13 protein-coding genes are annotated in these 16839 nt (G+C 65.4%); 4 read left to right on the top strand and 9 right to left on the bottom strand.

Features of this window, described 5'->3' with window-relative positions:
• Positions 1-2: 2 nt before the first annotated feature.
• Both ligA and def read left to right on the top strand, forming a co-directional pair.
• On the top strand, positions 3-2219 hold the full coding sequence (gene ligA / locus ACSFA0_RS18565; RefSeq protein WP_435451929.1) for an NAD-dependent DNA ligase LigA: 2217 nt from the start codon (positions 3-5) through the stop codon (positions 2217-2219).
• 609 nt (positions 2220-2828) lie between these two features.
• Entirely contained in the window at positions 2829-3365 is a 537-nt protein-coding gene (gene def, locus ACSFA0_RS18570) for a peptide deformylase (protein WP_435451733.1), read from the top strand.
• 49 nt (positions 3366-3414) lie between these two features.
• Here the strand turns inward: def and ACSFA0_RS18575 are convergent, their stop codons facing one another.
• The 3 genes from ACSFA0_RS18575 to map form a co-directional block, all read right to left on the bottom strand.
• Positions 3415-3819, bottom strand: a complete 405-nt coding sequence (locus ACSFA0_RS18575; protein ID WP_435451734.1) for a DoxX family protein — start codon at positions 3817-3819, stop codon at positions 3415-3417.
• Positions 3820-3900: 81 nt separating this feature from the next.
• A complete protein-coding gene (locus ACSFA0_RS18580; RefSeq protein ID WP_435451735.1) occupies positions 3901-6507 on the bottom strand; it encodes a [protein-PII] uridylyltransferase in 2607 nt (868 codons plus the stop codon).
• 16 nt (positions 6508-6523) lie between these two features.
• Entirely contained in the window at positions 6524-7348 is an 825-nt protein-coding gene (map, locus tag ACSFA0_RS18585) for a type I methionyl aminopeptidase (protein ID WP_435451736.1), read from the bottom strand.
• 199 nt (positions 7349-7547) lie between these two features.
• Between map and purL the strand changes: the two genes are divergently transcribed.
• Entirely contained in the window at positions 7548-11573 is a 4026-nt protein-coding gene (gene purL, locus ACSFA0_RS18590) for a phosphoribosylformylglycinamidine synthase (protein ID WP_435451737.1), read from the top strand.
• A gap of 97 nt (positions 11574-11670) precedes the next feature.
• Positions 11671-12573: a 4,5-DOPA-extradiol-dioxygenase gene (ygiD, locus tag ACSFA0_RS18595; RefSeq protein WP_475539782.1), complete on the top strand. Its 903-nt coding sequence runs from the start codon at positions 11671-11673 to the stop codon at positions 12571-12573.
• Between the two features lie 57 nt (positions 12574-12630).
• Here ygiD and ACSFA0_RS18600 read toward each other — a convergent pair whose 3' ends face one another.
• The 6 genes from ACSFA0_RS18600 to ACSFA0_RS18625 all read right to left on the bottom strand — a co-directional run bounded on the left by ACSFA0_RS18600 (position 12631) and on the right by ACSFA0_RS18625 (position 16796).
• Positions 12631-13083 (bottom strand): hypothetical protein, encoded by a 453-nt coding sequence (locus ACSFA0_RS18600; protein WP_435451738.1) that lies wholly within the window; start codon positions 13081-13083, stop codon positions 12631-12633.
• 73 nt (positions 13084-13156) lie between these two features.
• On the bottom strand, positions 13157-13942 hold the full coding sequence (locus ACSFA0_RS18605; protein ID WP_435451739.1) for a foldase protein PrsA: 786 nt from the start codon (positions 13940-13942) through the stop codon (positions 13157-13159).
• A 117-nt stretch (positions 13943-14059) separates the two neighbouring features.
• Positions 14060-14323, bottom strand: coding sequence for a BolA family protein (locus ACSFA0_RS18610; RefSeq protein ID WP_435451740.1), 264 nt, complete (start codon positions 14321-14323; stop codon positions 14060-14062).
• On the bottom strand, positions 14320-14862 hold the full coding sequence (locus ACSFA0_RS18615; protein WP_435451741.1) for a septation protein A: 543 nt from the start codon (positions 14860-14862) through the stop codon (positions 14320-14322). Before ACSFA0_RS18615 ends, ACSFA0_RS18610 begins: the two co-directional genes overlap by 4 nt.
• Positions 14863-14886: 24 nt before the next feature.
• Positions 14887-15315, bottom strand: a complete 429-nt coding sequence (msrB, locus tag ACSFA0_RS18620) for a peptide-methionine (R)-S-oxide reductase MsrB (protein WP_435451742.1) — start codon at positions 15313-15315, stop codon at positions 14887-14889.
• Positions 15312-16796: a protein adenylyltransferase SelO gene (locus ACSFA0_RS18625; RefSeq protein WP_435451743.1), complete on the bottom strand. Its 1485-nt coding sequence runs from the start codon at positions 16794-16796 to the stop codon at positions 15312-15314. The genes msrB and ACSFA0_RS18625 overlap by 4 nt, the downstream gene beginning before the upstream one ends.
• Positions 16797-16839: the final 43 nt, after the last annotated feature.

Genomic DNA, 16839 nt, shown 5'->3' on the forward strand with positions numbered 1-16839 from the left:
TGATGGTGAGTGAGCCTGATCTTTTTGGCTTCGCAGATTCTTCGAATGCCGAAGCTGATGCGAAGCGCATGCAGGAGCTCAGAGAGGAGCTCCAAGCACACGCGCATAGCTACTATGTTCTCGATGCTCCGACTATTTCTGACGCCGCGTATGACGCACTCTTCAAAGAGCTGCAACGTCTAGAGAGCAAATACCCGAATCTGATTGCGCCGGACTCGCCGACGCAACGAGTCGGAGGACAAGCTCGCGCGAGAGCCATCAAGGTTCGCCATCGTGTTCCGATGCTGAGCATCAGAACGGAGACCGACAATGAGGCATCGGGGGCCATTGCTTTCGACTCCCGGGTTCGCAAGGAGCTATCCGACGCCCCTACCTTGGTTTACGTTGCTGAATTGAAGTTCGATGGTCTTGCTATCAACCTAAGGTACGAGAACGCTGTTCTCGTGCTTGCCGCCACCAGGGGTGATGGTGAGGTGGGCGAAGATGTCACGTTAAACGTCAGGACGATAAGGCAGATCCCCCTGAGTTTGCGGCCATCAACGGTCGATGGAAAACTGGTGCCAGTTCCGTCGGTATTAGAGGTCCGTGGTGAGGTCTACATGCGTCGCGATGACTTCATGAATATGAACGCGTCCCAGCAGTCGCTTATTGATCAGGGAGCAAAGAACGAGAAGCTCTTTGTTAATCCAAGAAATGCGGCGGCTGGCGCACTTAGACAACTAGATCCGAGCATCACGAGCCGGCGAGCGCTTTCGTTCTTTACGTACGGAGTCGGCGAAGTAACGCCTGCCGAGAAGGGTGGCATAACGTTCAGTAGCCAGTTCGAGGTACTGCGAACGCTCGAGGCGTTTGGATTTCCTGTTGCAAAGCAAACTCGCCTTGCTCATTGCGCTCAAGAGCTTGCCGTTTTCCACCAAACCGTTGGCGAGTCTCGTCTTAGCTTGCCTTATGACATTGATGGAGTGGTCTATAAGGTAGATAGCTTCGCACTGCAAGAACGATTGGGATTCGTGAGTCGGGAACCTCGTTGGGCTGTCGCTCACAAGTTTCCCGCTGAAGAGCGGATCACACAAGTACTTGCGATTGACGTACAGGTTGGCCGGACAGGGCGATTGACGCCAGTGGCGCGACTTGATCCGGTGTTGGTTGGGGGCGCGACGGTTTCTAACGCAACATTGAACAATCTATTTGATTTGCGTCGGCGTGGGGTACGCGTCGGGGATGCGGTGCTCGTTCGCCGCGCAGGAGATGTGATCCCTGAGGTGGTGCGTCGCGTCTCCGACGAAGTGTACGCAGCAAGTCGACTGACTGGAGATTATGGTGTAGCAGCACTCAAACAGGCCTTTGAGAATGAGGCACGTTGTAAGCCATCTCCGCGTATTCCCTACATTGCGAATTTTCGTATGCCCTCGCGCTGCCCAATTTGCGGAAGCCACGTGCTGCGCGAGAAGGGCGAGGTCAACCACTATTGCACAGGAGGACTGTTCTGCCCCGCACAGCGTAAAGAGGCCATCCTGCATTACGCGGCTAGGCGAGCGTTAGATATTGATGGTTTGGGTGGGAAGTTGGTTGACCAACTTGTCGATGCGCATTTGATCCAAACTTTGCCTGATCTCTACAAGGTTGGATTTACTACGCTTGCTGGGTTGGAGCGCATGGGGGAGAAATCGGCTGCTAAGTTGGTGGATGCGATCGAAGCTTCAAAGGCGACTACGTTGCCACGCTTTCTGTTCGGATTGGGAATTCGCAATATCGGCGAGAGCACGGCGAAGGATCTGGCGAAGCACTTCGGCAAGCTCGATGCCATCATGGATGCGAACGAGGAAGCGCTGCTCGAGGTGAACGACGTCGGGCCGGTGGTCGCGACCAGCCTGCGCACCTTCTTCGATCAGCCGCACAACCGCGAAGTGGTCGAACAACTTCGCGCCAGCGGCGTGACCTGGGAAGAGGGCGAGCCCGCCGCGCGGACACCGCGCCCGCTCGCGGGCAAGACTTTCGTCATCACCGGTACTCTGCCTACGCTGAGCAGGGACCAAGCAAAGGACAAGTTGGAGGATGCCGGTGCGAAGGTGGCAGGCTCGGTCAGCAAGAAGACCGACTGCGTGGTGGCCGGCGCCGAAGCGGGCAGCAAGCTCGAGAAGGCTCAATCGCTCGGCGTCATGGTCATTGACGAGGCCGGTCTTCTCCGGATCTTGGCCGACGGGTGGCCAACGGCGTGAAGCATTCACGCCGACGCCAGTCGTTACTGCACCGTTACCCAACTTCACCGGGGCGACGTCAACAGTGCGACATGCAGAGCGTTTACTTGGGAGCAGACAAGGAGTCAGTCATGAAGAATATTCGATGGATCCCAGTCAGCGTGGTCGCCGGTGGCGTGCTGTTGCTGAGCGGCTGTGTGGCGGTGCCCGGTTCGTATGGGTACGACGACGGCTACTACTCGCAGCCTTCTTACTACGATCCGGCGCCCGTGGTGGCGCCTTCTGTGTACATTCAGGGCGGCAACTACTATGACCGCGGTTACTACAACCGCGGCTACTACGACGGGCGGCCTCGAGGCTATGGCGGAGGACCCAGGTACGACGGCAGAGGTCCCGATCGCGGTCCACGTCCTGGCGTGGGTCCGAGGCCGGACCATGACGGGCCTGGCGCGGGACCACGCCCAGGTGGGAATCCGGGGCGGCCAGGCGTGGCGCCTCCGAGCGGCGGACGACCCCCTGTTTTAGGTCCCGCCCGGAGTCAGCCTGAGGCGGACCGTCGCGCGCGCGAGCAGCAAGAGTCTCAGCGCAACTGATGTCACCGCCTGATTCGTCGGTCACGATAATGGGCCGATGACCGTTCGCGAAATCCTCGAAATGGGCGACCCGAGGCTGCTGCGCATAGCGCAGCCGGTGGCCGCTTTCGACACCGATGAATTGCACCTGCTGGTACGCGACATGTTCGACACCATGCAGGCTGTCGACGGTGCGGGGCTTGCCGCCCCGCAGATCGGCGTCGATCTGCAGCTGGTGATCTTCGGCACCGACCGCATCAACCCACGCTACCCGGATGCGCCGCTCGTCCCGAGGATGGTGCTGCTCAATCCCGTGATCACGCCGTTGGGCGACGCCGAGGAAGAGGGTTGGGAAGGCTGTCTGTCGGTGCCCGGCCTGCGTGGCGTGGTGCCACGCTTTTCGAGCATCCGCTACACCGGCTTTGACCCGTACGGCGACCCGATCGACCGCACTGTCAGCGGCTTCCACGCACGGGTAGTCCAGCACGAAGTGGACCATTTGCTTGGCAAGCTCTACCCCATGCGGGTGCGCGACTTCACGCGTTTTGGCTTCACCGAGGTGCTCTTTCCCGGGCTCGACGCCGCAGACGACTGACGAAGCAAAGGCGCGCGAGCACGCCTCCTCAGTCTTGACGCTCGTGACGTCAGTTGTACTTGCCGCTGCTGCCGCCCACGCTCAAGCGGCCCGCGCCCAGCAGTGCGACGGCGATGGCCGCGAAGAGGAACATGCCTTGCAGTTCCAGCGCCCAGCCCCCGTTCTTGCCCAGCACCAACAGGTCCTTCATGTGGACCAGCCAGATGGCCACGACCATGTTGATCGCGATGATCCATGCGGCAGGGCGGGTGTAGAAGCCGATGATCACCAGCACGGGCGCCACGATCTCGCCGACGTAGACGAGGTACGCCAGTGCGCTGGGCAGGCCGTGCGAAGCCAGCATGCCGCCCACACCGCTGACGCCCGTACTGATCTTGGCGATGCCATGCAGCAGGATCATGATTCCCAGGGCCAGGCGGAGAATGAGTTTGCCGGTGTCGTCGGTGCGTGTCATGTAGAAGATCCTTTCAAACGAAAGGCCGGATTGTGGTGCATGTTTGAGACATTTCGCACACGCGTGTGCGCTGTCTGCGAATCAGGCTGACAACGCTTCGATCAGTTCGGTTTCGATGGCCAACTGCGCGCGCTGCCCCTGCAGCTCCGGGCCGCTGAGCAGGAAGGTGTCTTCCACCCGTTCGCCCAGGGTCGTGACCTTGGCGAGCTGCAGGTGGAGCCGATGTCGCGCCAGGACGCGGGCCACCGAATAGAGCAGGCCGGCGCGGTCGCTGGCCGAAATGCTCAGCAGCCAGCGCTGCGCCTTCTCGTCGGGCACGAGGTTGATGCGCGGCTGGATCGGGAAGCTGCGCACCCGGCGCGACACGCGGCCCTTGCTGGGCGGCGGTAGCGCACCGGCCTCGGCCAGCGTCTTCGCAAGCCCCGTCTCGACCATGCTGATCAGATCGCGGTAGTGCTCCGGCGTATAGGCCGTGACGATCTGGAAGGTGTCCAGCGCGTAGCCGTTGCTGGCCGTGTGCACCTTCGCATCGAGAATGCTGAAGGACGATTGATCGAAGTAGCCGCAGATCCGCGCGAACAGCTCCTGCTGGTCGGGCGTGTAGACGACGACCTGCAGGCCTTCGCCCACCGGGGACAGCCGCGCGCGCACGATGGGCGGCGCACGCGGGTCCACCGGCACGCCCTTGTGCGGCACATGCCGCGACAGCTGCTTGGCGTGCCAGGCGATTTCCGAAGCGTCGTGCCGCATGAAGTAGCCGACGTCGAGCGTTTCCCACAGCGCCTTGTGCACCTCGAAGGGCTGCGCGTGCAGGGCGAGCTGCACCAGCGCCTCGCGCTTGCGCGCTTCGATTTCCGCATCCGGGTCGGGCAGGTGGCCGCCGAGTGCGCGCGAGGTGTAGCGGTACAGGTCCTCGAGCAGCTTGCCCTTCCAGGCATTCCACACGCGCGGCGAGGTGCCCCGGATGTCGGCGATGGTCAGCAGGTACAGGGCAGTCAGGTAGCGCTCGCTGCCCACGCGCTTGGCAAAGGCAGCGATCACGTCGGGGTCGCTCAGGTCCTGCTTCTGCGCCACGGTGCTCATCGTCAAGTGCTCGGTCACCAGGAACTCGATGAGCTTGCTGTCTTCGCGCTCGACGTTGTGCTGCTGGCAGAAGCGGCGCACATCGCGCGCCCCCAGCGTCGAATGGTCGCCGCCGCGGCCCTTGGCGATGTCGTGGAACAGCGCGGCCACGTACAGCACCCACGGCTTGTCCCAGCCGGCCGCCAGCTGCGAGCAGAACGGGTATTCGTGCGCATGCTCTGCGATGAAGAAGCGCCGCACGTTGCGCAGCACCATCAGGATGTGCTGGTCGACCGTGTAGACGTGGAACAGGTCGTGCTGCATCTGCCCGACGATGCTGCGGAAGGGCCGCAGGTAGCGTCCGAGCACGGAGGTCTGGTTCATCAGCCGGAAGGCGTGGGTGATGCCGCGCGGCTCCAGCAGCATGCGCATGAAGGTGATGTGGTTCACCCGGTCGTTGCGGAATTTGCTGTCCATCACCGAGCGCGCGTTGTAGAGCGCGCGCAGCGTGCGAGCCGACAGGCCCTTCACGCCGATGGTCTTCTGGTAGAGCAGGAAGGTCTCGAGGACGGCGTGCGGGTCCTTCAGGTACAGGTCGTCGCTTGCCACCTCGATCATTCCGGCCTTCTCGAAGAAGCGGTCGTTGATACGGGTCGGTTCTTCGGCCTGTGGCTGCAGCCGCTCGGCGATGTTGAGCAGCAGGATCTGCGTGAGCTGCGTGACCGCCTTGGCGGCCCAGTAGTAGCGGCGCATGAGCGCCTCGCTGGCCTTGCGCTGCGACAGCGCTTCGTAGCCGAAGGTGGCGGCCACGGCGGTCTGCAGGTCGAACACCAGCCGGTCCTCGCGCCGATTGGCCGTGACGTGCAGGCGCGCGCGGATCAGGCTCAACAGCGCCTCGTTGCGCTTGATCTGCTGCACCTCGAAGGCGGTGGCCAGGCCGTTCTTGGCCAGGTCTTCCCAGCGCCGGCCGAAGCCGGCGGCCTTGGTCATCCACAGCACCGTCTGCAGGTCGCGCAGGCCGCCGGGCGATTCCTTGCAGTTGGGTTCGAGCGCGTAGGGCGTGTCGTCGAACTTGTGGTGCCGGTGCCGCATCTCCTGCGACTTGGCGGCGAAGAAGGCCTTCGGGTCGATGGCGGTGCAGAAGCGCTTGCGGAAGGCCGTGTACAGCTTCTTGTCACCGGTGATCAGGCGCGACTCGAGCAGCGAGGTCTGCACGGTGACGTCCTTGTCCGCTTCGTCCAGGCATTCGCCCAGGGTACGCACGCTCGATCCGATCTCGAGGCCCACGTCCCAGCAGCGGCCGATGAAGGCCTCGAGCCGCGCTGGCTCGATATTCGACGCATGCACCTCCGGCAACAGCAGCAGCACGTCGACGTCGGAGTAAGGGAAGAGCTCGCCTCGACCGAAACCGCCCACCGCAACCAGCGCCAGTTCGTTGCCGAAGCCCGCGTCGTTCCACAGCGTGGTCAGCGCCTCGTCCGCGAAGGCCGCGAACTGCCGCAACACATGGTGCACGCTGCGCGTGGGCGCGTTGCCGTGCCGCAGCGTGTCGAACAGCGCCATCTTCTGCGCGCGGTAGGCTTCGCGAAGCGACGACACGTCGACCGTGGTGGCGACTTCGATCACGCCAGCACTCCGGCGCTCAGGTGACCGTCGACGCGACGAAGGGCGGGGGCGGTGGGCTGCCGGCCGACAGGGTCAGCACCTCGTAGCCGGTCTCGGTCACCAGCACGCTGTGTTCCCACTGCGCCGACAGCGAATGGTCGCGCGTGACGATGGTCCAGCCGTCGTACTGGCCGCCTTTGGCGTCTTCCTTGATGTCGCGCTTGCCGGCATTGATCATCGGCTCGATCGTGAAGATCATGCCCGGCTCGAGCCGCTCGAGCGTGCCTGGCCGGCCGTAGTGCAGCACCTGCGGCTCCTCGTGGAACTTGCGACCCACGCCGTGGCCGCAGAACTCGCGCACCACCGAAAAGCCGTTGCCCTCGGCGAACTTCTGGATCGCGTGGCCCACGTCCCCCAGATGCGCGCCGGGGCGCACCTGCAGGATGCCGTGCCACATCGCCTCGTAGGTCACCTGGCACAGCCGCTTCGCGGCAATGGACGCGTCGCCGACGATGAACATGCGGCTGTTGTCGCCGAACCAGCCGTCCTTGATGACGGTGACATCGACGTTCAAGATGTCGCCCTTCTTCAGGGGCTTGTCGTTCGGGATGCCGTGGCAGACCACATGGTTGACCGAGGTGCAGAGCGACTTGGGAAAGGGCGTGCTGCTCGCGCCCAGGTAGCCCACCGTGGCCGAGGTGGTGCCTTGCTGGGCCATGTACTCGGCCGCCAGGCGGTCGATGTCGTTCGTGGTCACGCCGGGCTTCACGAAGGGGGTCAGGTAGTCCAGCACCTCCGAGCTCAAGCGGCCGACCGTGCGCATGGCGGCGATGCCGGCTGCGTCGTTCAGGGTAATACTCATCCCGCGATTATCCCATTCGGCACCCGCGCTGCCCGGCGGCGCGGCGCATGACCTCTGCGTGTCGCGGGGCGCCGGAGCGAGCGCCCCGGCCGGCCGCGGTCGCCTAAAATTCCGGGTTTCCACGGGCGGTCCCAGTCAGCGGCCGCCCAGCGTGTTTCTTCATTCCTCAGCCAGCCGGCCCCCGCCGGCCCATTCGACCGTGACGCAGCCATTCCACTCCGCCCAACCCGTCGTGACCGTGTTCGAGGGCGGCAGCGCGCTCAGCGACTTCCGGGCCCGCCAGCTCCTGCCGAAGCTGCAGGTGGTCGAGTCGAAGATCGAGGCGATCTCGGCCCGTTTCGTCCATCTCGTGGTGACCGACACAGCCCTCGATGCCACGGCCCGCGAGCGTTTCTCCGCGTTGCTGACCTATGGCGAGCCGTTCGCGGTACCCAAGGCGTCGACCGAGCTGGTGGTGACGCCACGCCTGGGCACGGTGTCGCCCTGGGCCTCCAAGGCGACCGACATCGCCCACAACTGCGGTCTGGCGTTGCGACGGGTCGAACGCGTGACGCAATTCCACTTGAGCCTGAAGGCGCCGCTGATCGGCAAGGCGCCGGTGCTCGACGGCGATAAGCGTCTGGCCGTCGCGGCCCTGCTGCACGACCGCATGACCGAATCGGTGCTGCCAGGCCTCGACGGCGCCGCGGCGCTCTTCGCCGAGCTTGAGGCCCAGCCGATGGCGCAGGTCGACGTGCTCACCGGCGGCCGCGCGGCGCTTGTGTCGGCCAACAGCACCTTCGGATTGGCGCTGGCCGAGGACGAGATCGACTACCTGGTCGACGCCTTTACCCGGCTCGGTCGCAACCCGAGCGACGTCGAGCTGATGATGTTTGCGCAGGCCAACAGCGAGCACTGCCGCCACAAGATCTTCAACGCCGACTTCGTGATTGACGGCGAGAAGCGGCCGATCAGCCTGTTCGGCATGATCCGCAACACCGAGAAGCTGAGCCCGCAGCACACCGTGGTCGCCTATGCCGACAACGCGTCGATCATGGAGGGCACGCAGATCGAGCGCTTCGTGGCGGCCGATGGCGCGGCCAGCGGTGCGTATGCCAAGGAAAGCGCGCTGAGCCACGTGCTGATGAAGGTCGAGACGCACAACCACCCGACGGCCATCTCCCCGTTCCCGGGTGCCTCGACCGGTGCGGGCGGCGAGATCCGCGACGAGGGCGCGACCGGCCGCGGCTCCAAGCCCAAAGCGGGCCTGACCGGCTTCACCGTGTCGAAGCTGTGGCCGGAAGAGGGCCACTACGGCAAGCCCGAACACATCGCCAGCCCGCTGCAGATCATGACCGAGGGCCCGCTGGGCGGCGCCGCTTTCAACAACGAGTTCGGCCGGCCCAACCTGCTGGGCTACTTCCGCGAGTACGAGCAGCCCATCGCCAGCGACGCCGATACGGTGCAGCGCGGCTACCACAAGCCCATCATGATCGCGGGCGGCCTCGGCAGCATCGACGCCGGCCAGACCAAGAAGATCCTCTTCCCCGCCGGCTCGTTGCTGATCCAGCTGGGCGGCCCCGGCATGCGCATCGGCATGGGCGGCAGCGCCGCGAGTTCGATGGCGACCGGCGCCAATGCGGCGGAGCTGGACTTCGACTCGGTGCAGCGCGGCAACCCCGAAATCGAACGGCGCGCGCAGGAGGTCATCAACCACTGCTGGCAGCAGGGCGCGGCCAACCCGATCCTCGCCATCCACGACGTGGGCGCCGGTGGTCTGTCGAATGCCTTCCCCGAGCTGACCAACGACGCAGGTCGCGGCGCGCGCTTCGACCTGCGCGGCGTGCCGCTCGAAGAGTCGGGCATGGCGCCCAAGGAAATCTGGTGCAACGAGAGCCAGGAGCGCTACGTGCTGGCCATCGCGCCGGAATCTTTGGGACAGTTCAAGTCCTTCTGCGAGCGCGAGCGCTGCCCGTTCGCGGTGGTCGGCGTGGCGACCGAAGAGCGCCAGTTGCGTCTGGTCGACGAGGGTGCTGAAGTGCAACCCGTCGACATGCCGATGGACGTCCTGCTCGGCAAGCCGCCGAAGATGCTGCGCGACGTGAAGACCATCGCGCGCCGATTCAATCCGCTCGACCTGACCGGCGTCGATCTGCAGAAGGCCGCCATCGACGTGCTGTCGCACCCGACCGTGGCGTCCAAGCGCTTCCTCATCACCATCGGCGACCGCACCGTCGGCGGCATGAGCCACCGCGACCAGATGGTCGGGCCGTGGCAGGTGCCGGTGGCCGATTGCGCCGTGACGCTGGCCGACTACAGCGGCTTCGCGGGCGAGGCGATGAGCATGGGCGAGCGCACTCCGCTGGCCGCGCTCGACGCGCCGGCTTCGGGCCGCATGGCGGTGGCCGAAGCCATCACCAACCTGCTGGCCGCGCCGATCGAGCTGTCGCGTGTCAAGCTGTCGGCCAACTGGATGGCCGCTTGCGGCGAACCCGGCGAGGACGCCGCGCTGTACGAGACGGTGAAGGCCGTCGGCCTCGAACTGTGCCCGGCGCTGGGCATCTCGATCCCGGTCGGCAAGGATTCGCTGTCGATGCGCACGCAATGGTCGGATGGCGACCAAAAGAAGAAGGTCACCTCACCGGTCAGCCTGATCGTCACCGCCTTCGCCACGCTGGCCGACGTGCGCGGCACGCTCACGCCGCAGCTCGACCGCGACGAGGCCGACACCACGCTGGTGCTCATCGACCTGGGCCGCGGCCAGCACCGCATGGCCGGCAGCATCCTGGCGCAGACGCTGGGGCAGAGCGGCGACCGCGTGCCCGACCTCGACCATCCGGAAGACCTCGTCAACCTGGTCAAGGCCGTGAACGCGCTGCGCGCCGACGGCAAGATCCTCGCGATGCACGACCGCAGCGACGGCGGGCTGTTCGCCACCGCCTGCGAGATGGCCTTCGCCGGCCACGTGGGCGTGGCGCTCAACGTCGACATGCTGGTCACCGAGGGCGACGGAATCTCCGACAGCCGCATGGAAACCGGCGACGCGAAGAACTGGGCGCAGCAGGTCAGCGCGCGTCGCGAAGAACTGACGCTCAAGGCACTGTTCAGCGAAGAGCTGGGCATGGTGCTGCAGGTGCGTACCGCGGAGCGCAACGACGTGATGCAGGTGCTGCGCGCGCATGGCCTCAGCGCGCACAGCCACTTCGTCGGCAAGACCCGGCCCGACGCTTCGACGATGGAGGTCGGCAAGGGCAAGCTGGAAGTCTGGCGCGACGCCAAGTCGGTGTTCAGCGCCAGCCTGCACGACCTGCACCAGGTGTGGGACTCGGTCAGCTGGAAGATCGCCCGTGAGCGCGACAACCCGGTCTGCGCCGATGCCGAACACGCCTCAGCCGGTGTGCCGCAGGACCCGGGGGCGCATGTGTCGCTCGCCGCGGACGCTGTCGACGCCTCGATGATCGCGCCCTTCCTGAATCTGGCGGCACGGCCCAAGGTCGCGATCTTGCGCGAGCAGGGCGTCAACTCCCACGTCGAGATGGCCTACGCCTTCACCGAGGCCGGCTTCGAGGCGCACGACGTCCACATGACCGACCTGCAGACAGGCCGCGCCGACCTCGCCGACTTCCAGGGCGTGGTCGCCTGCGGCGGCTTCAGCTACGGCGACACGCTGGGCGCCGGCATCGGCTGGGCGCGCAGCATCACCTTCAACCCCAAGCTGTCGGACCAATTCCAGGCCTTCTTCGGCCGTAGCGACACCTTCGGCCTGGGCGTGTGCAATGGCTGCCAGATGTTCGCCGAGCTGGCCGACATCATCCCCGGCGCCGAAGCCTGGCCGCGCTTCACCACCAACCAGAGCGAGCGCTTCGAGGCGCGGCTGTCGATGGTCGAGGTGCTCGCATCGCCGAGCATCTTCTTCGGCGGCCTGGCCGGTAGCCGCCTGCCGATCGCGGTCGCGCACGGCGAGGGCTATGCGAACTTCAAGCACCGCGGCGACGCCACGAAGGCCATCGCGGCCATGCGCTACGTCGACAACCACGGCCAGCCGACCGAGCAGTACCCGTTCAACCCGAACGGCAGCGCCGGCGGGCTCACGTCGGTGACCACGGCCGACGGCCGCTTCACGGCCGTCATGCCGCACCCGGAGCGGGTGTTCCGCAACATCCAGATGAGCTGGACCTCGGGCGACAAGAGCGACTTCAGCCCCTGGATGCAGATTTGGCGCAACGCGCGCAAATGGGTGGGTTGAGCCGGGCCCGGGTTTTTTCTGGTTTCGTGTGCGCTGGCGCACGTCTTTCGGTGACTGGGAGCGCTGTCGGCGGCGCGGTGTGTTCGATGATCGGGCCATGCTGAATCGTCGTGACTTCGTGGGTGCCTTGGGCGCCGTCCTTCCGCTGGTCGATGGGCTGGCAGCCGAACCTTTCCGAGCACTGAAGAAGTCGCCCCGCATGCCGGTGCTCTTTCTCGGCCACGGCAGTCCGATGAATGCCATCGGCGACAACGCCTACCGGCGCAGCTGGCAGGCGCTGGGTGCGGAGTTCGGCACGAAGTACCCGACACCGCAATTGATCTTGTGCGTGTCGGCCCACTGGCTCACGCGCGGCGGCTGGTTCCTCACCGGCATGGCGAAGCCGAAGACGATCCACGACTTCGGCGGGTTCCCGCAGGAACTGTTCGACCAGCAGTTCCCTGCGCCCGGCGCACCCGCTGCGGCGGCGGAGATTGCCCAGGCGGTGCGCCAACCCGTGAGCGGTGCGGCACTTGGCATCGATCAGGCGGAATGGGGTTTCGACCACGGTACCTGGTCGGTGCTCAAGCCGATGTTCCCAAAGGCGCAGATCCCGGTGGTGCAGCTCGGCATGGACTACAGCCGCCCTCCGGCCGAGCACGCGATGCTCGGCCAGCAGCTCAAGGCGCTGCGCGAACGCGGCGTGCTGATCGTCGGCAGCGGCAATCTGGTGCACAACCTTCGCGTGTCGCGTCGGGGCACAGCACCGAACCAGGCTTACGACTGGGCGCATGAATTCGATCGCGTGGTGACCGGCCAGTTGGAGAAGGGCGACCTCGCCGCCTTGCCGCGCTTCCAGTCCCTGGGTGCGTTGGCGCAGCAGGCCCACCCGACGCACGAGCACTACCTGCCGTTGCTCCACGCCGCCGGCGCCGTCGACGCCGGCAAGGAAATACCGCGCTTTTTTAACGCCGATTTCCAGTCGGCATCGATCTCGATGCGCTCGGTGGTCTGGGGCTGAAAAGTCAGGGCTTCAACCGTGGCGGCAGATCTGGCACAAGGCCAGGGCGTAGGCCAGCTAGTTTCTGCAGACCTGCGCGAAGAGGCCGCCTGCCAACGCGGGATGCGTCGTCATTTTCGGGTCCCATTTCCAGAGCGCCATGGTCCCCATGATGGCTGTGCGTTCCACGCCGCCGGCCTGGGCGTAGAGCCGGTCCTGCAGATTTTGCGCACGGCGACCTGGGCAATCGACTGCGATGGTGTGGACCATCGATCGGTAGCTCCCCAACATGCCGCTGTCGCGCTCGCGGGAAAAATCGACCAACACCAGCGCCACGGGGTAAGCGCGATCGTCGTCGGCGTTATGGTTCTCCACCTCGACCAGGCCCCGGCTGTCGAACTGGATGGCGCTCACGTCCTTGCCGAGCCGGGCCCCTGGCAACGGCACCCAGCGGGAAGGCTGTGCCATGGCAGCGGTGCACAGAACGAGCAGCGCGGCAATGCACGACGAACGGGCGGCGAAGAGGGGCATAGTCTTTTGAGCGTGGCGATGAAAAAAGCGGCCCGAAGGCCGCCTTTGAGTCTACGCAGCGCAAGACCGAGGCTTACTCCACCTTGGCCTTCGCGCGCAGCTCTTCCTGGTACTTTTGCAGCTTCTGCTGCTGCAGTTGCTGCGTGACCTGCGGCTTCACTTCTTCCAGCTTCGGCAGTTGTGCCTGGCGGATGTCGTCGACCCGGATGATGTGGTAGCCGAACTGCGACTTCACCGGTGCCGGCGTGGTTTCGCCCTTGTTCAGCTTAATCATGGCTTCCGAGAACTCGGGCACGAAGCTCGCCGGGTTGGCCCAGTCGAGGTCGCCGCCGTTGGCGCCCGATCCCGGGTCCTTGCTCTGCTTCTTGGCGATGTCCTCGAACTTGGCGCCCTTCTTTAGGTCGCCCATGATCTTCTTGGCCTGGTCTTCGGTCTCCACCAGGATGTGGCGCGCCTTGTATTCCTTGCCGCCGTTGGCCGCGACGAACTTATCGTACTCGGCCTGCACGTCGGCATCGGTCACCGGGTGGGTCTTGCGGTAGTTCTCGAACAGCGTGCGAATCAGGATGGCCTGGCGCGCCAGTTCGATCTGGCTGCGGTAATCGTCGCTCGCATCCAGGCCCTGCTTCTGGGCTTCCTGCATGAAGACTTCGCGCGCGATGACCTCCTCGCGCAGTTGCGGCTCCATCTCGGGGGTGACCGGACGACCGGCGCCGGCCAGTTGCTGGGCCAGCACGTCCATGCGGGCCTTGGGCACGGCCTTGCCGTTGACGATCGCGATGTTCTGCGCGAACGCGCCGACGGAGGCGGCGCTCAGCACGACGGCGACCGCCAGGGTCTTCAGGGGGTGTTGCTTCATGGGATTGGTCCTCAGGACTCGCAGGGTGATGGCGCGAAGAGCGCGGGGATGAAAGACGAAGTCGCGTGCCGCCGTGGGATCGGGGAGGGGGTAACTGCTGCGATCGGGAGGGAGGATTCAGCGCGTTTCGATGGCGATGGCGTGGACGCCTTCGGCGATGAAAAAGTGCAGCGCATCATACACAAGCCGGTGCCGCGCCACGCGCGACTGGCCCTCGAACAGGGGGGAGGCGACGCGCACCCGGAAATGGGTGCCGTAGCCCTCGGCGCCGGCGCCCGCGTGGCCCGCGTGCGCGGCGCTTTCGTCGATCACTTCGAGCGCGCTGGGCTGCAGCTTCTCGCGCAGCGTGGCCTCGAGATCGGCGGCGGTGTAGAGCGTCATGCCGCGGGCGTGTCTTCGGACTTGAGGTGGGGCGAGATGTACAGCCCCTGCGCGATCAGGAAGACGATCGGGAAGGCGTAGCCCCACAGCTTGAAGTTGACCCATGCCTCGGTGCTGAAATACAGCGCCACATAGGCATTGATGGCCGACATGAAGAGGCAGTAGCCGATCCACGCGATGGTCAGGTGCGTCCAGATGCGCGGGGGCAACTGCAATTGCGCGCCCAGCATGACCTGCAGGAAGTTCTTCCGGAAGCCCCACAGCGCCACCGCCAGCGCGACCGCCATGGCGCCGTACAGCACGGTCGGCTTCCATTTGATGAAGCGGTCGTCGTGCAACACCAGCGTGAGCGTGCCGAACAGCAGGATCAGCGCCAGCGTCGCCTTCTGCATGGTCGGCAGCTTGCGGTCGATCGCGTAGATGATCGCCGACTGCAGCACGGTGGCGCCCATCAGCACGGCGGTTGCCGTGTAGATGTCGGCGAGTTTGTACGCGCCGAAGAACAGCAGGATGGGGAAGAAGTCGAGGATCAGTTTCATGCGGGGCGGGCGCGAGGGGGCGGGTCAGTCCTTGCTGGGTTCGAAGCTCAGCGAGGCCGAATTCATGCAGTAGCGTAACCCGGTCGGCGTGGGGCCGTCCGGGAAGACATGGCCCAGGTGCGCGCCGCAATTCGTGCAGACGTTCTCGGTGCGCGTCATGCCGTGCGAACGGTCGACGATATTGGTGATGGCACCGGGCACCGCCTCCTCGGAAAAACTCGGCCAGCCGCAGCCCGCGTCGAACTTGGTGCCCGACTCGAAGAGCTTGGCGCCGCAGCACACGCAGTGGTAGCTGCCGTCGTCCCAATGGGCTTCGTACTTGCCGGTGAAAGGGCGCTCGGTGGCGGCATGGCGCGTGACCTGGAAGGCGACCGGTTCGGCGCCTTTCTCGGCCAGCTCGGCCTTCCATTCGGCCTCGGTCTTCTGGATCTTGGGGGTGAAAGCGGACGTCATGAGGAGCAGCTGATTTCGATGGTGGACGCCCAGTCGGGCGGAAAACCGGCGTAAGCCTCGAAGCCGGTGTGTTCCTCACATGGGGATGCGAGCAGCGTCAGCAAGGTTGCAACGCCGGAGAAGTCCTTTTGCTGGGCCGATTCGATCGCCTGCTGGCCCAGGTGGTTCCGCAGCACGTATTTGGGGTTGACCGCGCGCATCGTAGCGGCGGACTCGGCCGTTGGTATCGCGCTGCGTTGCGCGTCGTACAGCGGCAGCCACGCGTCGATGCCGGCTTGGTCGATGAACAGGTCGCGCACCGGGGTGAAATCGCCGTTGCCCACGGCGTCGGACAGGCGGCGCCAGAAGATCGTCCAGTCGGTGCGCTCGGCGGCCAGCAGGCGCAGCACGCCGTCGAGAAGGTCGCGGTCGAGCGCAACGCCGGCCGGCAGGCCGAGCTTGCGCGCCATGCGCTGGTCGAATTCGCGCGGGAATGCTGTCTTGTACGACTCGAGGGCGGCGATGGCGATGTCCTGCTCACCGATCAGCGGCAGCAGCGCCTGCGCCAGGCAAAAGAGATTCCAGTACGCCACGTTCGGCTGCTGATTGAAGGCGTAGCGGCCACCGGTGTCGCTGTGGTTGCAGATATGCGCCGGATCGAACCCGTCGAGAAACTGGAAGGGGCCGTAGTCGATGGTGAGCCCGAGGATGCTCATGTTGTCGGTGTTCATCACGCCGTGGCAGAACCCCACCGCCTGCCATTGCGCAAGCAGCGCTGCCGTGCGCTCGCTCACGGCTTCCAGGAAGGCCGCGTAGGCATTGCCGCCGAAGCGCGTGGTCTGTCGGCAGGCCGGGTAGTAGCGCTCGATCACGTAGTCGGCCAGCTGGCGCAGCTCCTCGATCCGGTCGTTGGCCGCGAAGTGCTCGAAATGGCCGAAGCGAATGAAGCTCGGTGCCACGCGGGTCACGACGGCGGCGGTCTCGAGTTCCTCGCGGCGCACGCGCTGGTCGGAGCCGGTCACGGCCAGTGCGCGCGTGGTCGGGATGCCCAGCCCGTGCATCGCCTCGCTGCAGAGGAACTCGCGGATGCTCGAGCGCAGCACGGCGCGCCCGTCGCCGCCGCGGGAGTAGGGCGTTCGCCCGGCGCCCTTCAGTTGCACTTCGAGGCCGCGGTCGATTTCGCCGAGCAGGATGGCCCGGCCATCGCCGAGCTGCCCGGCCCACACACCGAACTGGTGCCCGCTGTAGACGCTCGCCATCGGCGCCATCCCCGGCAGCAGTGCATTGCCGGTGAAGACGTTCAGCGCCTCGTCGGAGGCGAGCCAGTCGGCATCGAGCCCGAGCTGCCGTGCCACGTCGTCGCTGCGGCCCACCCAGTACGGCGCCGGCAGCGGCGTCGGCTGCAGCGCGGTGAAGAAGACCGGCCCCAGGCTCCGAAAACCGTCGGTCCAGCGCAGGCCGGAAGGGGTGGCGGTGAGGCTGTCCTCGACGAGCAGATTCATCGCCTGATTGTCCCGCAGCCCCCGAAACCCCGTTTCCGGAAGG

Origin of the sequence: Variovorax restrictus (genome assembly GCF_051216715.1) — a bacterium.
Taxonomy (GTDB): Bacteria; Pseudomonadota; Gammaproteobacteria; order Burkholderiales; family Burkholderiaceae_C; genus Variovorax.